Source organism: Micromonospora sp. LOL_014, assembly GCF_048060245.1.
Classification (GTDB): domain Bacteria; phylum Actinomycetota; class Actinomycetes; order Mycobacteriales; family Micromonosporaceae; genus Micromonospora_E.
This window is the reverse complement of sequence record NZ_JBHMIP010000023.1, coordinates 38,989-60,038: the sequence shown is the minus strand read 5'-3', so window position 1 is coordinate 60,038 and position 21,050 is coordinate 38,989. Positions and strand designations below refer to the sequence as shown.

The following is a 21,050-nucleotide window of genomic DNA, read 5'->3' as shown; positions in this document are numbered from 1 at the left end:
CATGAACTTCTTCGAACGGCAACGTCAGGTCCGGCGGGTCTCCGCCCGGCTGGTCGCCCTGTTCGTGCTCGCCGTGGTCGGCATCGTGGCCGTGGTCGACCTCGCCGTGTTCGTCGTCTTCGACGGCGCGTCCCGGCAACCGGCCGCGCTCCTCGGCATGCTGGTGGTGACCAGCCTGGCGACCGTCGCGGTGATCGGCCTGGCGGCGCTGGTCCGCACAGTCACGCTGCGCGGTGGCGGCGGACGGGTGGCCCGGGAGCTCGGCGGCGTACCGGTGCCGCCGGACACCACCGACCCGCAGCTGCGCCGGCTGCGCAACGTGGTCGAGGAGATCGCCATCGCCTCCAGCGTGCCGGTTCCGGAGATCTACCTGCTGCCGCGCGAGGAGGGGATCAACGCGTTCGCCGCCGGCTGGTCGACCTCGGACGCGGCGATCGCGGTCACCCGGGGCACGCTGGAGCGGCTCAACCGCGACGAACTGCAGGGCGTCATCGCCCACGAGTTCAGCCACGTGGTCAACGGCGACATGCGACTCAACATCCGGCTGATGGGGCTGCTGTTCGGCATCCTGTTCCTGGCGGTGATCGGCCGTGGCCTACTGCGCACCGGATTCGTCAGCGGTGGCCGCTCCCGCAGCGACAACCGGGGCGGCAACCCGCTACCACTGATCGGGCTGGCGATGGTCGCCGCCGGGTACGTCGGTGTGCTGGTCGGCCGACTGATCAAAGCGTCGGTGTCCCGGCAGCGCGAGTACCTGGCCGATGCCTCGGCCGTGCAGTTCACCCGGCAGACCGCCGGGCTGGCCGGTGCGCTCAAGAAGATCGCCGGGCTGCCCGCCGGGTCACAGCTGAATAGTCCGAAGTCCGAAGAGGTCGGCCACATGCTGTTCGGGCCGGGTGGCAGGCTGACCGCGCTGTTCTCGACGCATCCGCCGATCATCGACCGGATCAAGGCACTCGATTCCAGCTTCGACGCGGACGAGCTGACCACGCTGTCCCGGCGGTGGGCGGCGGCCCCGCCGTCCGGGCTGGCCGAGGACCGCGCGCTCGGGCTGACCGGCGGCACCCCGGGCGGCGCCGCGTTGCCCGCCGACGCCGCGTTGCCCGCCGACGACACCCAGGTGCCGATGGACCCGGCCCAGGTCGTCGACCGGATCGGCGCGCCGCCGGCGAGCGCCTACCAACACGCCGCCGACCTGCTCTCCCGGATCCCGCAGGAGCTGACGGAGCAGGCCCGTCGACCGGACACAGTGGCACCGTTGATCCTCGGCCTGCTGCTGTCGGCCGACCCGCAGGTCCGCGCCGGCCAGCATGCCGCCATCACCCAGCGGTACGGCACCCCGTTAGCTGACGCCGCCTGGCAGGCCGGTGCGCGGACCGCCAGCCTGCACCCGATGCTACGGCTGCCGCTGGCCGAGATCGCCTTCCCCGCGTTGGCGCAGCGGTCACCGGCCGAACGCGACACGCTCGCCGACGCGATGGCCACCCTGGTCCGGGCCGACGGGCGGATCAGCGTCTTCGAATACTGCCTGTCCCGGCTCGTCGGCGATGAGCTGCGCGAATCGCTGCGGCCATCGTCGCAGCCGGGCCACGGCCGCCGTACGCTGCGCGCCAGCCAACCGGCCGTGCAGACACTGCTCAGCGTGCTCGCCCAGGCCGGGCACCCGGATCCGACCGCCGCGCAGCGGGCCTTCGCCGCCGGTGCGGCGCACGCCCTGCCCCAGGCAGCCGCCCGGTTCGCCCCGCCTGCGGGCGGCGTACTGGAGCTGGAATCGGTCTGGCCGCTCCTCGACGAACTGCGCCCGGTGGAGAAGGCCCGGCTGGTGGCGGCGGCGGTCGCGGTGATCGGACACGACGGGGTGATGACCGTGCCGGAGGTCGAGCTGCTGCGGACCATCTGCCTGATCCTGCACAGCCCACTGCCACCACTGCCGGTGCCGGCCTGACCGCCGCCCACCGCTGGCCCTGGGCCGGTCTCGTTGGCGACGTACATGGTTGAACGGATGACCGAGGCAGCGTTCGACCTGCCCGACGTCACCGCGGCCGAGCTGTTCGACCGGTTCCTGGTGTGGACGTGGCGGCCATGCTGACCGTACGGACCGCCACAGCCGCTGATGTTGATCCGTTGGCTGAGTTGCTGGCGCAGGCATGCGTGCTGGACCCGGTGGTGTCCTGGCTGATCAACGACCATGCGCTGCGGTACCTGACGATGCATCAGTTCTTCACCGCCGAGCTGGAGTTCGGCGTACGGCACGGCATCGTCGATGTGGCCGGGCACTGCGACGGGGTGGCAATCTGGTACCCACACCCGTTCGACCGGCTCCTCGGTGCAGAGCACCAGCGGCGGCGGTTGCGGGCCTGCGGCGACCGGCACGGACCGTACGCGCACTACACGTGCACCGCCGGCCGAGTGGAGCCGACAGGCCGACACCATCATCTGGCGTTCCTGGCGGCGGCACCCTGGCTGAGACGGCGAGGCATCGGGTCGGCGCTACTCGCCGCGCATCATGCCCGGCTGGACCGGATCGGGATGCCGGCCGTGGTGGAGGCGAGCAGCCAGCGACAGCGGGTGTTTCACGAACGCCATGGCTACCGGATCGTCCGGGTGGCGCACCTGCCGGCCGGCGGCCCACCGCTGTGGGCGATGCGCCGATCCGGTGACCCGGTCGACCAACCGCCCATGGCCGCAGCACTGTGCGTCGGCTGAGCCAGAAGAGCCGCACCGCTTCATTGATATGAGGCTGAGATACCTTACATCTGCGTCGTAGAGTATCTCAGCCTCACATCGATGCGTGCCGGCGAGGAACCGACCGGCCTGGTCGGGTCACCAGTTGTGCATGCTGCCGTCGGTGAGCCGGTTGACCGGCAGCGACGCCGGCGCGTACGGGTAGCGCGCCGCCGCGGACTCGTCGATGTCGACGCCGAGCCCGGGTTCCTCACCGGGCTGCAGGTAGCCGTCGGCGTAGTGGTACGAGTGCGGGAAGACCTCGTCGGTGGCCTCGGTGTGCCGCATGTACTCCTGCAGGCCGAAGTTGGGGATGCTCAGGTCGACGTGCAGCGCGGCGGCCATGCAGACCGGCGACAGGTCGGTGGCGCCGTGCGATCCGCTGCGGACGTGGTGCAGCGCGGCCAGGTCGAAGATCCGGCGCAGGTGGCTGATCCCGCCGGCGCGCACCACCGTGGTACGGACGTAGTCGATCAGCTGCTCGGTGATCAGCTGCTGGCAGTCGAAGATGGTGTTGAAGACCTCGCCGACGGCGATCGGGGTGGTCGTGTGCTGGCGGATCAGCCGGAAGCCCTCCTGCAGCTCGGCCGGGACCGGGTCCTCCAGCCAGGTCAGCCGGTACGGTTCCAGGTCCTTGCCGAGCCGGGCCGCCTCGATCGGGGTAAGCCGGTGATGGGCGTCGTGCAGCAGCTTCAGGTGCGGGCCGAACTCGTCGCGTACTGCCGCGAAGACCTGCGGGGTGTGCACCAGGTAGCGCTCGGTGGACCAGGTGGTCTCGGTGGGGATCGCGGCGTCGGCCGGCTCGTAGAACATCCGGTCCTTGCCGACCCCGTACGTCGCAGGCAGGCCGGGCACGGCGGTCTGTACGCGTACCGCCCGGTAGCCGAGGTCGACGTAGCGGGCCACCTCGGCGAGCACCTCGGGGACCGTCTCGGCGTTGGCGTGGCCGTAGACGGTGACCCCGTCGCGGCAGCGACCGCCGAGCAGCTGGTAGACCGGTAGCCCGGCGACTTTTCCCTTGATGTCCCACAGCGCGGTGTCGACTGCCGCGATGGCGCTCATCGTGACCGGGCCGCGCCGCCAGTAGGCACCCCGGTACAGGTACTGCCAGGTGTCCTCGATCCGGCTCGCGTCCCGACCGATCAGCGTCGGCACCACGTGATCACGCAGGTAGCTGGCGACGGCCAGTTCGCGGCCGTTGAGGGTGGCGTCGCCGACGCCGGTCACACCGTCCGAGGTGACAATCTTCAAGGTAACGAAGTTGCGGCCCGGGCAGGTCACAATAACCCGGGCGTCCACGATCCGCATCGACCAGTCTCCTCGTCTGTGCGGCGGCCGGCTGCCGCTCGCCGCCGAGGTTAGCCGAACCGACGATGCCGGGAAATCCGGGCGGCGGGAAGATCCGGGCGCGGCACCGGGTTGGGCACAATTGTGATCGACGTACCGCTCTCCGTCCTCGATGTGGCCCCAGTCGCCACCGGCAGATCCGTCGGTGAAGCGCTGCGGCACACCACCGAGCTGGCCCGCCGAGTCGAGCAGCTCGGCTACCACCGGTTGTGGGTGGCCGAGCACCACAACATGCCCGCCATCGCCAGCTCGGCCCCGGCGGTGCTGATCGCCCACCTGGCCGCGGCCACCTCAACGATCCGAGTCGGCTCCGGCGGGGTGATGCTGCCCAACCATCCGCCGTTGGTGGTCGCCGAGCAGTTCGGCACGTTGGAGGCGCTGCACCCGGGCCGGGTCGATCTCGGCATCGGCCGGGCCCCGGGCACCGACCAGGCCACCGCACTGGCGCTGCGGCGCACCGTGGCCGGGCTGGGCGCTGAGACGTTCCCGCAGGAGCTGGCGACCCTGATCGGCTATCTGCGCGGTGACGCCGGGCCGATCGCCGCGACCCCACACGCCGGGCAGTCACCGGCGATCTGGCTGCTCGGTTCCAGCGGATTCAGCGCCCAACTCGCCGGCACCCTGGGCCTGCCGTTCTCCTTCGCACACCATTTCAGTGCGGCCAACACGCTGCCGGCGCTCGCGCTGTACCGGCAGCATTTCCGCCCATCGGCGTGGTTGGACCGGCCGTACGCGATGGTCGCGGTCAACGTCGTCTGCGCCGAGTCGGACGAGCGGGCCGAGTGGCTGTCCGGCCCGGCCGCCCTGGCGTTCCTGCGGCTGCGCGCCGGGCGGCCGGAGGCACTGGTCAGCCCGGAGGAAGCGGCCGCCTATCCGTACACGGATCTCGAGCTGCAATTCATCCGCCAACGCAACGAGGAGCAGGCGGTCGGCTCCCCCGACACGGTCCGGCGGGCGCTGCACGAGTTGCGCGAGCGCACCGGTGCCGACGAGCTGATGTTGACCACGATGGTGTACGACGTCGCCGACCGGGTGCGCTCGTTCGAGCTGGTGGCCGGTGACCCGGGCCACCCCACGGACGGCGATCAATAGCCGGAAACAGGAGCTTCATCAGCTGGTCACCGCCGCGCGACGGTCCGCTGGCTATCGTCTCTGGCAGGTGATGGTTCGACGCACGAGATCACGCGTGGGGTGGATGTCGTCGCGTCCGCCGACGGGGGACCGGGTTCCGGTCCCCCGTCGGCGCGTCTACGGCCGCCGGCTCACTCAGCCGGCCGCCGGACTCACTAGAAGGTAGACATTCACCGCAAGTAGACGTTCGGCGTCGGTGGTGCCGGCATGTTGGCGCCAATGAAGAACGACGGGTGTGGCGGCTGGTTGTAGGCGGTGTTCTGCCAGGCGACCGCCACCCGGTACTGCGGGTCGTGCATCAGGGTGTGGATCCGTCGGTCAGTGGTGTGCGGTGTGGCGTAGATCCGCAACGCGCGGGAGTCGCTGGTCCGCCAGATGACCTCCTCCCGCCAGTCGCCGAACAGGTCGGCCGACAAAGCGGGGGTCGCCTTGGTGCCGTTGTTCGACGCCACCCCGGAGCCGGTCAGCAGCCGGGTGTCGCCGGAGGTGCCGTACTTGTCGATCCGGGTCCGGTCGAGCAGTTCCCGGACGGGGTCGCCGTCCCACCAAATCACGAAGTTGGCCGACGACGGCTTGCGTCCGACGTTGCCACCGGTCGGCGACCGCAGCTCGGACACGGCCGACGACCAGGATTCGGCACCGGCGCTGCCTGCCCAGATGTCCGCCGACACGCCCCGGCCGTTGTCCCCGCCGGTCGGTGTCTGCCAGATGATCTGCCCGGTGCGGGCGTCGATCAGCGCCGACGACGGCTTCGAGCCGTCCTCCTGGACCTTGAAGTACTCCAGCCCGGACCGCCCCGGGTCGAGGTCACCGAGGTGTCCGGCGTCGCCGTGGTTCAGGCTGGTGTTCCACAGCCCGCGACCGTTGTCGTCGATGGTGGCACCGCCGAACACGATCTCGTCGCGGCCGTCGCGGTCGACGTCCGCGATGGACAGCGAATGGTTGCCCTGCCCGGCGTAGCTGCCGTTGCCTGACGAGTTGGAGTCGAAGACCCACCGTTGAGTGAGGCTTCCGTTGCGGAAGTCCCAGGCGGCGATGACGGTGCGGGTGTAGTAGCCGCGTGACATGATCAGGGACGGCCGCCGGCCGTCCAGGTAGGCGGTGCCGGCGAGGAACCGGTCCACCCGGTTACCGTACGAGTCGCCCCAGGACGACACGTTGCCCCGGGCCGGCACGTAGTTGACGGTGGACAGGGCGGCACCGGTCCGACCGTCGAACATGGTCAGAAACTCCGGACCAGATAGCACGTAGCCCGACGAGTTGCGGTAGTCGGCGCCGGAGTTGCCGATGACATTGCCCCGGCCGTCGCGGGTGCCGTCGGCGGTCTTCATCGCCACCTCGGCCCGGCCGTCGCCGTCGTAGTCGTACACCTGGAACTGGGTGTAGTGGGCACCTGCCCGGATGTTGCGGCCCAGGTCGACGCGCCACAGCCGAGTCCCATCGAGCCGGTACCCGTCGACGTAGACGTTGCCGGTGTAGCCGGAGTGCGCGTTGTCCTTGGCGTTGGACGGGTCCCACTTCAGGACGATCTCGTACTGTCCGTCACCGTCGAGGTCGCCGACGCTGGCGTCGTTAGCCGAGTAACTGTAGCTCTCCCCGGACGGGGTGGTGCCGCCCGGCGGCACCTGCAGCGGCACGTCCAGGTAACCGTTGGCGAAGATCAACGAGGCTGGCGACGCGGGCTGCTCGGTGCCAGCGACGACCGCCCGGACGGTGTAGCTGGCATTGGACGCGGCACCCGCGTCGTAGTAGTTGGTCGACGCGGTGACCGGCGACGAGGTGATCCGGGAGGAGCCACGGTAGACGTGGAACCCGGTACCGGCGGCCTCGGTGCCGAGCAGCCGCCAGGAGACCAGGTTGCCGGATCCGGACCGGACGCTGATCAGCCCACGGTCGAGGTCCTCCATCTGCTTGGCGCCGGGCCCCGGCGTCGGCGGCGAGGTGGTGGGCGGAGGCGCCGTGGTCGGTGGGGCGGTCGTCGGGGGTGCCGTCGTCGGGGGTGGTGCGGTGGTCGGCGCGACGCCGCCGGTGCAGGTGGTCCCGTTGAACGCGAAGGTCGTCGGCACCGGATTGCTGCTGTTGTTCCAGGATCCGTTGAAGCCGAACTCGGTGCTGGCGTTGGTGGCCAGGTTCCCGTTGTAGCCGACGTTGTCTGCGGTGACCTGGGCACCGCTCTGCGTCACCGCCGCGTTCCACGCCTGGGTGATCGTCTGCCCGGCGCCGAACGACCAGGTCAGCTGCCAGGATGTGACGGGGTCACCGAGGTTGGTCACGGACACGCTGGCGCCGAAGCCACCGGGCCATTGGCTGGTGACGCGGTAGTCGACCGCGCAACCGGCGGCCGCGGCGGCCGACGGCGCGAGGATCGTGGTGGCCACGCCGGCACCGATCGCGGTGGCCGCCGCAGTCGCGGCCGCGAGCAGGGCTCGGCGGGGGTTCCCGGGCTGGGACCGGGGGTTGCTGAGAGGGACGTTGCGCATGGAAGTCTCCAGGGAGCAGAGGGCGGACGGCACCTGACGGACGTCCCGGCTGCCCGGCCGGGGGGCGTACGCCCGGTGGCGCTGCGCTGGATCGGTCGACCGCAGTACGGCGGTCGTCGGTCGGCTCCCGTGCAGGCCAATGCTAGGGCAATCGCTTTCCTCGCTCAATGTCGATGTCCGTCGGCACCTGACGGGGTTGGTGCCGATGGTTCCGGTTGCCCACCGGCTGGTCCGGCTCCCGCAGCACCAGGAGCCCACCGGGCGGGACCCGGACCCGCCGGCTGCCCCGGCCGCGTCCCAAGATGCCGGTGACACCGGCCGGGGCGCCCGGCCACCGGCCCGGACCGCCGCCCATGGTCAGCAGCACGTCACTGGCGGGCAGGAACTCGCCGGCCACCATGATCTCCCCGGACGGCAGGACGCCACCGGAGACCAGCACGTCACCGGTGGCCGCCACCACCGCTTCCTCCCGGCCATGGTTGAACAGGAACAGCCACCGGGTGGTGCCGTCCACCCGGCGTACCGCCTCCACCCCGGCGGGCGCGGCGGGCAGTACCGGTGCCACCCCGGCCTCGGCGGCGACCACCGCCAGCAGCTCCCGGTAGCCGTCGTCGTCCAGTCTGGTGGACAGGTACCAGGCGGCGCCGGCACCGACCGAGCGGCGGGTCACCGCCGGCTGACCGGCCAGCACACCATCGACGTAGTCGAGCACCGGCTCGGCGGCACCGGCCTCGAAGCGTTCCCGCCACAGCCGGCCGGTACGCCCGCCGGACAGTCGCACCGTGCCGTCCGGACCGAGCGGCAGGAACTCCTCACTGCGGACGCCGAGCAGCTCACGCAGGGCACCTGGATATCCGCCCAGCCGGACCCGGGCGTCGGGGTCGGCGACCCCGGACAGGTAGCTGACCACCAGATAACCGCCGGTCCGCACCCAGTCGGCGAGGGTGTCCGCGACGGCGTCGTCCATCAGGTACAGCGCGGGCAGCACCAGCATCCGGTAGCCGGTCAGGTCCAGTGGTCCGGTCGCCGGGCAGACGAAGTCGGTGGTGATCCCGCACCGCCACAGCGCCCGGTGCGCGGCGGCCACCTCGTCGGCGTACGAGATGTGCCCCGACGGCAGCCCGGGATGCTGCAGCGCCCACCCGCTGGCGGCGTCCCAGCCGATCGCGGCCCGGGCCGCCACCGCGGCGGTGTCGGTCGCGGCGAGCAGCCGCAGCGCCTCGCCGAGCTGTACCGCCGACCGGAAGGTCCGGGAGTCGGCACCGGCGTGCGGCACCATCGCCGAGTGGAACGCCTCGGCACCGCCGCGCGGCGCCCGCCACTGGAAGAACATCGCGCCCCGGGAGCCGCGTGCGACGTGGGCGATGCTGTGCCGCAGCATCCGGCCGGGTTCCTTGGCGTAGGCGGTCCCCTCGGCGTACCGGTAGATCAGGTTGGGGGCGCTCTCCATCAGCAGCCAGGGCCGGTGCCGGCCGGCCGATGGCGGTGATCCGTCCCCGGTGACCGGGCGTGACCAGGACCGGGCGAGGTCGGCGGCGAGCGCGGTCTGTTCCTCGGCCCGGCCGTCGGTCTCGGTCGGATAGTGGTCGACGGCGATCAGGTCGATCTCCCGCGCCCACCGGGCGTGGTCCACCGGGACCCAGTCGCCGAACACATAGTTGGTGGTGACCGGCACGTCCGGCGTGTGTTCGCGGAGCAGGTCGCGCTGGTCGCGATAGGCGGCGAGCAGTTCGTCGGACCAGAACCGGCGGAAGTCCAGCACCTGCGTCGGGTTGGTCAGGTACTGGGTGGCGCGCGGCGGGTCGATCTGCGTCCATTCGGAGTAGCACTGGCTCCAGAAGGCACCGGTCCACGCCTCGTTGAGCCGGTCCAGGTCACCGTAGCGCTGCTGCAGCCACCGCCGGAACGCGTCGGCCGCGTGCGGGCAGTGGCAGACTGTGCCGTACTCATTGTGCACGTGCCACATCGCCAGCGCCGGGTGGTCGCGGTAGCGTTCGGCGAGCATCGCGGCGATGCGCCGGGCCGCGACGCGGTACGCGGGGGCGGCCGCGCAGTACGTGTCCCGGCTGCCGTGCCGCAGCCGTACCCCGTCGGCGGTGACCGGCAGCGCGTCGGGGTGGGTGAGGGAGAACCACGGCGGCGGCGAGGCGGTCGGGGTGGCCAGGACGACCCGGATCCCGCCCTGCTGCAGCAGGTCGAGTGCCCGGTCGAGCCAGTCGACGGTGTACTCGCCGGGGTGCGGTTCCAGCCGGGACCAGGCGAACACCCCGACGGTGACCAGGTTGACCCGGGCGCGACGCATCAGCTCGACGTCCTCGACCCAGGTCGTCTCCGGCCACTGCTCGGGGTTGTAGTCCCCGCCGTAGCAGAGCCCGTCGAGTCCTTTTGGCCAGCGCATCGGCGCTCCCTCCGACGTTGACAGTTTGTTGGATTAGCAAAGAAACTAATTTAGTCGCCCCCAGGCCGCTGGTTCCACCAGGGAGCGTCGAGCCCCGGACCGACGAGGAGAGCCCATGCCGTACCGTCCGCCCCTGGTCCCCCATGAAACATTCGTGGCCGACCCGCCCGACCTGCCGGTCCGCGCGCCCGGCGAGGAGGGCTTGTCCGCGCTGGTCCGCGCCGAGTTGCTGGGCACCGATGCTGCCGGGATCACCTGCAAGGGCAGCACCGCCGACGGTGAGACGCTGACGGTCGCGGTCAGCGCCGCCGGAGAGGGGGTGATCCGGGTCCGGCTGAGCGCGACACCCGACGCCCGCAGCCGGTCGGCCCGGGCGCTGCCGCTGGTCGATCCACGCCCGTACCCGGCCACGGTCACCGTGGCCGGCGGCACGGTACGCGTCGACGCCGGAAAGGTCGTCGCCGAGCTGCGGCTCGACCCGTGGCATCTGCGGTTCCTCGACCGGCAGGGTCGGGTGCTGCTCAACCAGAACCGGGGCGAGCGCGACATCAGCGGCCGGCTGCGCACCCTGCCGTTCGGCCGGTCCCTGGTCGACGGCTCCGTCGCCGCGTACCACGAGAGCTTCGACGCGCCCGGCGACGAACGCTTCGTCGGGCTCGGCGAGAAGTTCACCCGGCTGGACAAGCGCGGCCAGCGGGCGCTGATGTGGAACTTCGACGCCTTCGGCAGCGAGTCGGACCGGTCGCACAAGAACGTCCCGCTGTACCTGTCCGACCGCGGCTACGGGGTGCTGGTCGACAGCGGCATGCCGGTGGAGTTCGACATCTGCTCCTCCACGCACAGCTGCGTGCAGATCCTGGTGCCGGACGACCTGATCGACTACTACGTGATCGCCGGCCCCACCCCCGCCGAGATCCTGGACCGCTACGACCGGCTGACCGGCCGACCGGTGCTGCCACCGAAGTGGGCGTTCGGCACCTGGATCTCGTCCGGCTTTTTCGTGGACAGCCAGGAGAAGGTCCTGGAGCGGGCCCGACGGATCCGAGCCGACCGCATCCCGTGCGACGTGCTGCACCTGGACTGCTACTGGCAGGCCGACGGCGCCTGGTCCGACCTGGCCTGGGACGTCACCAACTTCCCCGACCCGGCCGGCATGCTGGCCACCCTCGCCGAGCAGGGGTTCAAGGTGAGCCTCTGGATGAACCCGTACATCATGACCGGCAGCCCGGTCTTCGGGCAGGCCGACGCGGCTGGCTACTTCCTGCGCCGCCCGGACGGCTCCACCTACATCGCCGACGTCTGGCACGGATCCTACCCGGTCTGCGGGATCGTCGACTTTACCAACCCGGCGGCCACCGAGTGGTTCACCGGCCTGCTACGCGACCTGCTGCGGCAGGGCGCGATGGTGTTCAAGACCGACTTCGCCGAAGGGGTGCCGGCCGACGCGGTGGCGCACAACGGGATGACCGGCGTCGAGCTACACAACGTTTACACGCTGCTGTTCAACGACGCGGTCGCGGCGGTCACCCAGGAGGTCGCCGGGCACGGCATGGTGTGGGCCCGGTCGTCGTTCCTCGGCGGGCAGCGGCATCCGGCCCAGTGGAGCGGCGACGTCAACGCCACGTACCCGGGGATGGCCAGCACGTTGCGCGGCGGGCTGTCGCACGGCCTGTCCGGCGTACCGTTCTGGAGTCACGACGCCGGCGGCTTCCACGGCACCCCGACCCCCGACCTGTACGTGCGGTGGGCGCAGTTCGGGGCGTTCTCGCCGCTGGTGCGCTTCCACGGCACCACCAGCCGGCTGCCGTGGGACTTCCCCGACGACGCCGCGCGGGACGCGGTCGAGGCGATCCGGCTGCGCTACCGGTTGATGCCCTACCTCTACTCGGCGGCGGTCACGGCCGCCCGCACCGGTGCCCCGATGATGCGGGCGCTGCTGGTCGACTCGCCGGACGACCCGGCCGCGTGGGGTGCCGAACTGGAGTACCGGCTCGGCTCCGACCTGCTGGTCGCGCCGATGATCAATCCGGACGGGCGGCGGCACGTCTACCTGCCGGCCGGTGACTGGGTCGACCACTGGACCGGGCGGACCCACCCCGGCGGACGCCACCTGCCGGTCGAGACTCCGCTGGAGCGGATCCCGTTGTTCGTCCGGCACGGCGCGCTGATCCCGACGACCGGACCGGGAGACACCGTCGGCGACGGTCCGTTCGCCGACGTGACCCTGGTCAGTTGGGGCGGCGTCAGCGCCGAGACGGTCGTCTGCGACGTCGACGGCGACACCACGGTCCGGGCGGTACGCGACGGCGACACGTTGCGGGTCAACCTCGACGGGCCGCTGCCGGTCCGCCGGGTCGAGGTCGTCGCGGTGACCGGCACCGAGCCGCCGGCCACGGTGCTGCTCGACGGCGTACCGCTCTGACCAGCGGTGCCGGCCGGTCAACCCTTGATCGCGCCGGTGATGACGCCCTTGGTGAAGTGCCGCTGCACGAACGGGAAGATCACCACCGCCGGCAGTACGGTGATCACCACCACGGCCATCTTGACCGCCAGGGTCGGCGGGTACGCGGTGACCCCGGGGATGTTCACCGGCGCGCCGGTGACCGACGGCGACTGGCCGGCCAGGATGTAGCTCTGCAGCACCCGCTGGATCGGCCACTTGTCGTTGTCGTCAATGTAGAGCACCGCGTTGAAGTACGCGTTCCAGTAGCCGACGGCGTAGAACAGCCCGACGACGGCGATCACCGCCCGGGACAGCGGCAACATGATCCGCCACAAGATCCGGAACTCCCCGGCACCGTCGATGCGTGCCGCGTCGATCAGCTCGGCCGGCACGTTCATGAAGAACGCCCGGATCACCACCAGGTTGAACACGCTGATCGCGGTGGGCAGGATCAGCGCCCACAGGTTGTTCTTCAGGCCCAGCCCGGTCACCACCAGATAGCTCGGCACCATGCCGGGATAGATCAGGAAGGTGAGCAGGAACAGGAACAGCAACGGACGGTGCGCGACCGAGTCCTTGCGGGACAGCCCGTACGCCGCCAGCACCGTCAGCACCAGGCTGAACGTCGTGCCGACGACGGTGACCAGGGTGCTGACCCACACCGCCCGGCTGATCTGACCGCCGGAAAGGATGTTCACGTACGCCGACAGGTCGATCTCCCGGGGGATCACCACCATGCCGCCGGTGGCGTTGATGGTCTCCCGCGACGCGAGGCTGGTCACCAGGACCGACCACATCGGGAAGATCACGGCCAGCACCATCGTGGCGAGGACGAGCCCTTTGACGCCCTGGCCGACCGGGCTCGGCGGCTCCTCCCAGACCGGCCGGCCGACGCCGGGGCGCCGCCGTCGGGGCGGCTGGTTCACCGGGTCGAGCCTGGGTCGGCGCCCGGCGGCCAGCGTACGTGCGATGCTCACCTGGAATACACTCCCTGCTCGCCGAGGCGGTGGGCGAACTTGTTCGCGGCGATGATCAGCACCAGCCCGATGACGCCCTTGAACAGGCCGGCGGCGGCACCCATCCCCCACTGCTGCGGGATGATCGCCTGGTAGTAGACGTAGGTGTCGAGCACTTCGGCGGCCTGCCGGCCGACCGCCTCACGCTGCAGGATGAACTGCTCGAACCCGACGGTGAGCGCGTCACCGAGCCGCAGGATCAGCAGCAGGATGACGACCGGACGTAGCCCGGGCAGGGTGATGTGCCACAGCCGTCGCCAGCGCCCGGCACCGTCGGCCGCCGCCGCCTCGTAAAGATTCTGGTCGATGGCACTGAGCGCGGCCAGGAAGATGATCGCCCCCCAGCCGACGTCCTTCCACACGGCCTCCGCGGTGACCAGCACGATGAACGTGTCCGGGTTGCCCATCACGTTGAGCGGGTTGAGCCCGGCGTCGCGCATCCGCTGGGCGACCAGGCCGGCCCCACCGAGCATCTGCATGAAGAAGGTCACCACCAGCACCCAGCTGAAGAAGTGCGGCAAATAGACGACGCTCTGAATGAACCCACGCACCCGGGTCGACAGGATGCTGTGCAGCAGGATCGCCAGCAGGATCGGCAGCGGGAAGAAGAAGACCAGCTGGAACGCGGTGATGGTCAGGGTGTTGATCACCGCGTCCCAGAACGCCGGGTCACGGAACAGGGTCTCGAAGTTGCCGAACCCGATCCACTCGCTGTAGACGAACGCCTCGAACGCGTTGTCGCCGACCCAGGGGTTGTAGTCCTGGAAGGCGATCACGTTGCCCAGGGTGGGCAGGTAGTGGAAGACCAGCAGCAGCAGCGCGGCCGGCGCGGCCATCACCAGCAGCGGCCAGTCGCGGCGCAGCCGGGCCCGCAGCGGCACGGTCCGTCGGCGGGTGCGCCGACCATCCGGGGTACGGCGTGACCGGCGGTTGCCGTCCGGGGTGGGCTGGTCCGGCGACCGCCGGCTCCGGCCGTCGCCGGATCCGGCGGTCACGGACGTTTCGACCGAGGTCATCGATCGTTGTCTTCGAGCGCCTTGCGGAAGAAGTCGCGGCCCTCGTCACCGCCGCCGCTGCGCCACTCGTCGATGATCTGGTCCAGGTCGCTGGTCGGTCGGCGACCACGCAGCACGTCGAGGATCTTGTCCTCGGTCGGCTGCAGCACCCGCGACAGGTTGGCCGGCAGCTCGAACTTGATCCCGGCCCACGGGTTCGGCTCCAGGTACTTCACCGTCTCGTTGGAGTAGTCCAGCAGGGCCTCGACGAAGCCGGGGACGTCGGCGGTCTGCACGATGGTCGGGTAACGCCCGACAATGAAGGTGTACTGGTCGGCGATCTCCTGCCGGCCCAGCTCGGTCAACTCCGGACTGCCGTCGGCGCTGACCGTGTGGTGCTGGTCGGCGACCCCGTACTGGCGCAGGTGGTACTCCTCGGTACCGAACGGCGCGGCGCACCAGTTGAGCACCCGCAGGATCTCCTCGACGCGCTCCTTGCCCAGCCCTTTCTTGATGAAGGTGTAGAAGATCGGCGTCTCCCCGCCCCAGGCGACCGGGGCGCTCTGCCCGTCGGCGGAGAAGATCGGCACCGGCCGCATGTCGAACGTCGGGGTGATCTGTCGCTGCTCCGAGTACATGCCGCGCCAGGCGCCGACGCCGTCCTCGTAGCAGACCATCTTGCCGCTGTTGAACAGCTGCTTGGCGTCGGCGGCGCCGCTGCTCTCCACGATGTCCGGGTGCACCAGCCCTTCGGCGAACAGTCTGGTGGTGAACTCCAGGGCCTCGCGGTACTCCTCGGTCTCGTACTTGAATTCCAGGCCGCCGCCGTCGGTGCGCCGCCAGCCGCCCTGCGAGCCGGGCACACCGTAGAACATCTGCACCATGTTGAAGATCGAGCCGAAGGCCCAGACGCCGTTGGCCGGATCGGTCATCGCCTTGCCGAACTCGTGCAGCTCCTCAATGTTCTTTGGGGCCTGCACGCCGGCGGCGTCGGTGAGGTCCCTGCGGTAGAACAGCGCGTACGGGAACGGGCCGTCGGTCGGCCACGGGACGGCGGCCAGCCGACCGCCCCAGACCGCGTACTGCCAGGCCCCGGTCGGGAAGCTGGCCAGGTGGGGGTAGGCCAGCGCGGCGTCACCGGCCAGGTGGTCGGTCAGGTCCTCGAACAGCGCCGAGACCGCGTCGGAGAACCGCGGAATCTTGTCGATCTCCCAGTTCGGGGCGCAGAGCAGGTCCGGCACGTCGCGGGCACCGAGAATGGCGCTCAGCTTGTCGGCGTAGGTGTTGCCGTCCTGGACGCTGAAGTCGATCGGCACGCCGAGCCGCTCGTTGACCGCCTGCAGGTAGGCGTTGCGGTCGATGCCGGGCGGGGTTGGCCCCCACCAGGGAGTCATCGCGGTGAGCGGTTCACCGCTGCTGCCGGGCGTCTCGGTGACCGCCCGGACCAGGTCGGTCGGATACGTCAGGTAGCCGTCGGCGATCGGGCGTACCCCGGCGATGTCCGGGGTGAGCAGCTCGACCGGCTGGTACCTGGGCAGAACCGCGCTGACCGCGTCGACGTCGGTCGCCGTGCCCTGGGTGCCGGCCGGCCGGCTGCAGCCGGAGAGAAAGCCGCCACCGGCCATCGCGGTGGCACCCAGGCCGACCAGGCCCAGGAATCGACGTCGATTGGTGGCCGCGCCCGCGAGGGATCGATCCACGGCGCGCTCCCTTCGTATCGGCGAGCCAGGCATCCCGGCGACGATGGGACGAACCAGCTCGAGATGGGGGTGTGGGGGTACGGTTTGCACGCTAGAGTTAGTTCGTCTGCTGACTAAACAAAGTAGCCGACGGTGACAGGCGCCACAAGGGAGGCCGACATGACGCGAACCGCCGGTGGCGGCCAACCCCGCGGTGACCGCCGCGACACGCCGGCCCGCCGGGCATCCGGCCCGAGCCACCCGGCCGGGACCCGGGGCGTAACGTGATCACCATGCGGAGCGGCCCGCAGCCAGCGGACCTGACCGACGTACGCGCCACCAACCTCGCGGTCGTGCTGCGCTACGTCCGAACCAACGCGCCCTGCTCCCGGGCGGACATCGCCGGTGCCACCGGGCTCAACAAGGCCACCGTCTCCAGCCTGGTCGCCGATCTGATCGACCGCCGCCTGGTCCGGGAGATCGGCCTCACCGAACACCGCATCGGACGCCCGGCCACCATGCTCGTCGTCGATGGCGACGCGTACGCCGCGATCGGCATCGAGATCAGCGCCGACCACCTGACCGCGGTCGCGCTCGACCTGGCCGGCGGTGAGCTGCTGTCCTGGCGACGCGCCTTCACCGGGCTGGCCGCCACCCCGGGCAAGGCAGCCAGCACGGTGGCCGCACTGGCCGGCCGGGCGGTGAACCGGGTGACCCGGCAGGGGCGGCAGGTCCTTGGGCTCACCGTCGGGGTACCCGGCCTGGTCGACCAGCAGGGCCGGGTCAGCCTCTCCCCCGAGCTGGGCTGGCGCGACGTCGACCTGCACGCCGATCTGGTTCGCGCGCTGCGCGGGCCGGCGTACGAGGTGGTGGTGGACAACGACGCCCAACTGGCCGCGCTCGCCGAGCACCGGCACGGGCCGTACGCCGGCACCGCGAACCTGGTGCACCTGACCGGCGGTGCCGGCATCGGCGCGGGGCTGGTGGTGGACGGACGGCTGCTGCACGGCGCGCGGGGGTTCACCGGCGAGGTCGGTCACATCCAACTGGATCCGCAGGGTCCGCCGTGCCGCTGCGGGGCGAACGGCTGTCTGGAGGCGTTGGCCGCCGTCCCGGCGCTGATCCGCCGGGTGCTGCCGGACGCCGAGGTCGACGGGCCGGTCGCCGACTTCGCGCCGGAGATCGACCGGGTACGGGCGGCGGCGCGCGCCGGGGATCCGGCGGCGCTCAACGCGCTCGACGAGGTCGGCCGCAACCTCGGCACCGGGGTGTCCATCCTGGCCAACCTGATCAACCCCGAAGTGGTGCTGCTCGGCGGCTACTACGTCCCGCTCACCCAGTGGCTGCTGCCGGCGGCCCGGCAGCAGCTCGCCGACCGTACGGTGGCTCCGGCGGCCGGTGGCACCGAGCTGGCAGCCTCCGATCTGGCCGGCGGCGCGGCGGCGATCGGCGGCGCGGCCCGGGCGATCGCCGCGATCGACAACGGCCGTATGCCGGCCCGCCCGACCGACTGACCGCACCGGCGGCCGCCGCCCGGCTGACCAACGGCCCACTGCGGCGACCCGGGTCGGCGGCGGCTGACATCAATTTTGTGCCGGGCAGCCCCTTGACCGTCCGTACTGATGGATGTCAACCTCAAAGGGCTCCACGGTTAACACGGCTGAAATCGTGTCGACAGTGGAGCGTTTTTGGGACGGTCATCGAAGCGCTTCGAGCCAGCGCTTCCCGGGCTGGCGGCCAACCTCCACCGCGTACCGACGCCTGCCCGTGATCCGGTGACCGCGGCGGTGCCCGCACCGCCGCAGCGACCCACACGGGTGCCCTTGCCGATCCCGGAAGGCGATCCACGTTATGAGCGACAGCACGTTCCGCGACCCCGACCAACCCGTGGCCGCCCGGGTCACCGACCTGCTCCGCCGGCTCACCCTCGACGAGAAGATCGCCCTGCTGCACCAGCATCAGCCCCCGGTGCCCCGACTCGGCCTGCCCGGCTTCCGCACCGGGACCGAGGCGCTGCACGGGGTGGCGTGGCTCGGCCCGGCGACCGTCTTCCCACAGGCACTCGGGCTGGGTTCCAGCTGGGACCCCGACCTGCTGCGGCGGATCGGCGAAGCGGTCGGCGACGAGGTACGCGCGTTCCACCACAAAGACCCCGTCGGCGTCGGACTGAACGTGTGGGCGCCGGTGGTCAACCCGCTGCGGGATCCACGGTGGGGCCGCAACGAGGAGGGCTACGCCGAGGACCCGTGGCTGACCGGGGTGCTGGCCACCGGGTACGCCAGCGGACTGCGTGGCGACCATCCCTACTACCTGCGTACCGCGCCGACCCTGAAACACTTCCTCGGTTACAACAACGAGACCGACCGGGCCACCACCAGCAGCAACCTGCCGCCCCGGGTGCTGCACGAGTACGAACTACCGGCGTTCCGCGCCCCGATCGCCGCCGGTGCCGCGGTCGCGGTGATGGCCGCGTACAACCTGGTCAACGGCCGGCCGGCACACCTGAGCCCGCTGATCGACGAGCAGCTGCGCCGGTGGACCGACGACGACGTCCTGGTCGTCGGCGACGCGGGAGCGGCCACCAACATCGCCGGCGCCCAGGGCTACCACCCGGACCACGTCACCGGCTACGCGGCGGCGCTGCGTGCCGGGATCGACAGCTTCACCGAGGACGACACCGACTCGCTGCCGACCGTCGCGCGGATCACCGAGGCGGTGGCGCGCGGGCTGCTCGCCGAACCGGACATCGACCGCGCGGTCCGCCGGATCCTCTCCGTCCGGATCCGGCTCGGTGAGCTGGATCCACCCGAACGCAACCCGTTCGCGACGACCGGCACCGATGTGATCAACTGCCCGGCCCACCAGGACCTGGCCCGGATCGCGGTACGCGAGTCGGTGGTCCTGCTGCGCAACGTACCGACAGAGTCCGGATCCGACCCGGTGCTGCCGTTGGACCCGGACCGGATCCGGCGGGTCGCGGTGGTCGGCCCGCTCGCCGACACCCTCCACACCGACTGGTACGCCGGATCGATGCCGTATGCGGTCACCGCCTGCGCCGGGCTGACCGCGCGGCTGCCGATGGCAACCGTGACCCACCACGAGGGCGTGGACCGGATCGCGTTGCGACTCGGCACTTCGGCGACCTACCTGCAGGCCAGCGGCGCGGCCGCCGGTGGACCGCTGCGGGCCGACAGCACGGCGCGCGGACCGCTGCGCGCGGTCGCGCCGGAGGCGGCGCCGCAGTGCTGCTTCGACGTGTTCGACTGGGGCGACGGGGTGGTCGCGTTGCGCAGCGTCGCCAACGGCCGCTACCTGGCCGCCGGCGACGACGGGGTGCTGGTCAACGACCGGTCCGGACCGGGCGGGTGGGTGGTCAACGAGACCTTCCGGCTGGTCCGCGCCGCCGACGGCCGCATGGCACTGCACCACCTGGCCCGGGACCGCTACGTCACGGTCGGCCCGGACGGGCTGCTGCGGGCCGAGGCCGCCAGCGTCGACACCGCCACCAGGTTCACCGTCGAGCTGGTCACCGATGGCGCCCGGGAGGCGGCAGCACTGGCCCACGACGCCGACGTGGCAGTGGTGGTGCTCGGCAACCATCCGATGGTGTGCGGGCGGGAGACCGAGGACCGGGTCGACCTGGCGCTACCCGGTGCCCAGGCGGCGCTGCTGCGGGCGGTCCGGGCCGCGAATCCGCGTACCGTGCTGGTGCTGGCCAGCAGCTACCCGTACGCGGTGGAGTGGGCCGACCGGCACGTCCCGGCGATCATCTGGTCCGCGCACGGCGGCCAGGAGTACGGCACCGGGCTGGCCGAGGTGCTCTGCGGGGACGCGGATCCGGGCGGCCGGCTCACCCAGACCTGGTACCGACGTACCGCAGACCTGCCCGACCTGTTCGACTACGACGTGATCGCCTCGGACGCGACCTACCTCTACTTCCGGGGGGAACCGCTGTACCCGTTCGGCCACGGTCTGAGCTACACCTCCTTCGACTACCGCGGCCTGCGGTTGTCGGCCACCGAGGTAGGTGCCGACGGCACGGTCGAGGTCAGCGTCACGGTGTGCAACAGCGGGGCGCGGGCCGGGACCGAGGTGGTGCAGCTATACACCCGCCAGCGGCACTCCCGGGTCAAGCAGCCGCTGCGCCAGCTGCGTGCCTTCCGCAAGATCAGCCTCGCGGCGGGGGCGCGGACCACGCTCCGGTTCCGCCTCGCCGCCGCCGACCTGGCGACCTGGGACGTCACCCGGGACCGACCAGTGGTGGAGAGCGCCCGGCACACCGTGTCGGTCGGCCGGTCCAGCGCCGACCTGGTGGCGACCACCACCCTGACCGTACGGGGTGAACGGATCGGGCCCCGCGATCCGCTGGCCGGACCGTTGTGGGCCGCTGACAACGACGACTACGCCGGCACGGCACCGGCCGACCATCCCGAGGGGCGGGACGCGGTGGGCGCGGCGGAGGACGGCGGTTGGATTGCGTTCACCGACGTCGACTTCGACTCCGGGCCCACCGCGGTCACCGCCCGCGTCGCGCACCGGCCGCCCCGGGAGGGGGCCGGAGCGGACCCCGGCGCCGCCGGCCGGGCGGCGGACGGGTCGACGGTCACCCTGCGGCTGGACGATCCGCTGGCCGGCCCGGTTGCCGGTACGCTTCCGGTACCGGCGACCAGCGGCCGCGACGACTGGGCCGAGGTACGGACGGAGCTGCACGGACTGTCCGGAATTCGAGACCTGTATCTGCTTTTCAGTACGGCAGGCGCTACGGTGAGCTACCTGAATTTCGCCGGGACCGCCACTGGCGGTCCGGCCAGGGACCTGGATGGAGGAGCCTAGTGTC

Annotated in this window: 12 protein-coding genes; 6 read left to right on the top strand and 6 right to left on the bottom strand. The window is 71.2% G+C overall.

Annotated elements, in window-relative coordinates; translation table 11 throughout:
• Window position 1 precedes the first annotated feature (1 nt).
• On the top strand, window positions 2-1,945 hold the full coding sequence (locus ACFHW1_RS20085) for a M48 family metallopeptidase (RefSeq protein WP_416555557.1): 1,944 nt from the start codon (window positions 2-4) through the stop codon (window positions 1,943-1,945).
• A gap of 179 nt (window positions 1,946-2,124) precedes the next feature.
• Window positions 2,125-2,706 (top strand): GNAT family N-acetyltransferase, encoded by a 582-nt coding sequence (locus ACFHW1_RS20080; RefSeq protein ID WP_416615924.1) that lies wholly within the window; start codon window positions 2,125-2,127, stop codon window positions 2,704-2,706.
• Window positions 2,707-2,823: 117 nt separating this feature from the next.
• Here ACFHW1_RS20080 and manD read toward each other — a convergent pair whose 3' ends face one another.
• The gene (manD, locus tag ACFHW1_RS20075) at window positions 2,824-4,032 is read right to left on the bottom strand and encodes a D-mannonate dehydratase ManD (protein ID WP_416555562.1); all 1,209 of its coding nucleotides are present in this window, start codon (window positions 4,030-4,032) and stop codon (window positions 2,824-2,826) included.
• A gap of 123 nt (window positions 4,033-4,155) precedes the next feature.
• Between manD and ACFHW1_RS20070 the strand changes: the two genes are divergently transcribed.
• Complete coding sequence (locus tag ACFHW1_RS20070) at window positions 4,156-5,163, top strand: LLM class flavin-dependent oxidoreductase (protein ID WP_416555564.1); 1,008 nt, start codon at window positions 4,156-4,158, stop codon at window positions 5,161-5,163.
• 209 nt (window positions 5,164-5,372) lie between these two features.
• Here the strand turns inward: ACFHW1_RS20070 and ACFHW1_RS20065 are convergent, their stop codons facing one another.
• Both ACFHW1_RS20065 and ACFHW1_RS20060 read right to left on the bottom strand, forming a co-directional pair.
• Entirely contained in the window at window positions 5,373-7,682 is a 2,310-nt protein-coding gene (locus ACFHW1_RS20065) for a cellulose binding domain-containing protein (protein WP_416555566.1), read from the bottom strand.
• Between the two features lie 142 nt (window positions 7,683-7,824).
• Window positions 7,825-10,080, bottom strand: coding sequence for a beta-galactosidase (locus ACFHW1_RS20060; RefSeq protein ID WP_416555568.1), 2,256 nt, complete (start codon window positions 10,078-10,080; stop codon window positions 7,825-7,827).
• A gap of 115 nt (window positions 10,081-10,195) precedes the next feature.
• Here ACFHW1_RS20060 and ACFHW1_RS20055 point away from each other — a divergent pair, with 115 nt between their 5' ends.
• The gene (locus ACFHW1_RS20055) at window positions 10,196-12,502 is read left to right on the top strand and encodes a TIM-barrel domain-containing protein (protein ID WP_416555570.1); all 2,307 of its coding nucleotides are present in this window, start codon (window positions 10,196-10,198) and stop codon (window positions 12,500-12,502) included.
• A gap of 17 nt (window positions 12,503-12,519) precedes the next feature.
• Here ACFHW1_RS20055 and ACFHW1_RS20050 read toward each other — a convergent pair whose 3' ends face one another.
• The 3 genes from ACFHW1_RS20050 to ACFHW1_RS20040 are packed head-to-tail and all read right to left on the bottom strand — an operon-like array spanning window position 12,520 to window position 16,234.
• A complete protein-coding gene (locus tag ACFHW1_RS20050) occupies window positions 12,520-13,500 on the bottom strand; it encodes a carbohydrate ABC transporter permease (RefSeq protein ID WP_416555572.1) in 981 nt (326 codons plus the stop codon).
• Window positions 13,497-14,534, bottom strand: a complete 1,038-nt coding sequence (locus ACFHW1_RS20045) for an ABC transporter permease (protein ID WP_416555574.1) — start codon at window positions 14,532-14,534, stop codon at window positions 13,497-13,499. Before ACFHW1_RS20045 ends, ACFHW1_RS20050 begins: the two co-directional genes overlap by 4 nt.
• A 17-nt stretch (window positions 14,535-14,551) precedes the next feature.
• Window positions 14,552-16,234 carry an extracellular solute-binding protein gene (locus ACFHW1_RS20040; protein ID WP_416568708.1) on the bottom strand — a complete coding sequence of 561 codons (1,683 nt, stop codon included), beginning with the start codon at window positions 16,232-16,234 and terminating at the stop codon, window positions 14,552-14,554.
• A 272-nt stretch (window positions 16,235-16,506) separates the two neighbouring features.
• Here ACFHW1_RS20040 and ACFHW1_RS20035 point away from each other — a divergent pair, with 272 nt between their 5' ends.
• Together ACFHW1_RS20035 and ACFHW1_RS20030 are read left to right on the top strand one after the other, a co-directional pair.
• Complete coding sequence (locus ACFHW1_RS20035) at window positions 16,507-17,727, top strand: ROK family transcriptional regulator (RefSeq protein ID WP_416555578.1); 1,221 nt, start codon at window positions 16,507-16,509, stop codon at window positions 17,725-17,727.
• 337 nt (window positions 17,728-18,064) lie between these two features.
• Window positions 18,065-21,046 (top strand): glycoside hydrolase family 3 C-terminal domain-containing protein, encoded by a 2,982-nt coding sequence (locus ACFHW1_RS20030; protein WP_416555580.1) that lies wholly within the window; start codon window positions 18,065-18,067, stop codon window positions 21,044-21,046.
• Window positions 21,047-21,050: the final 4 nt, after the last annotated feature.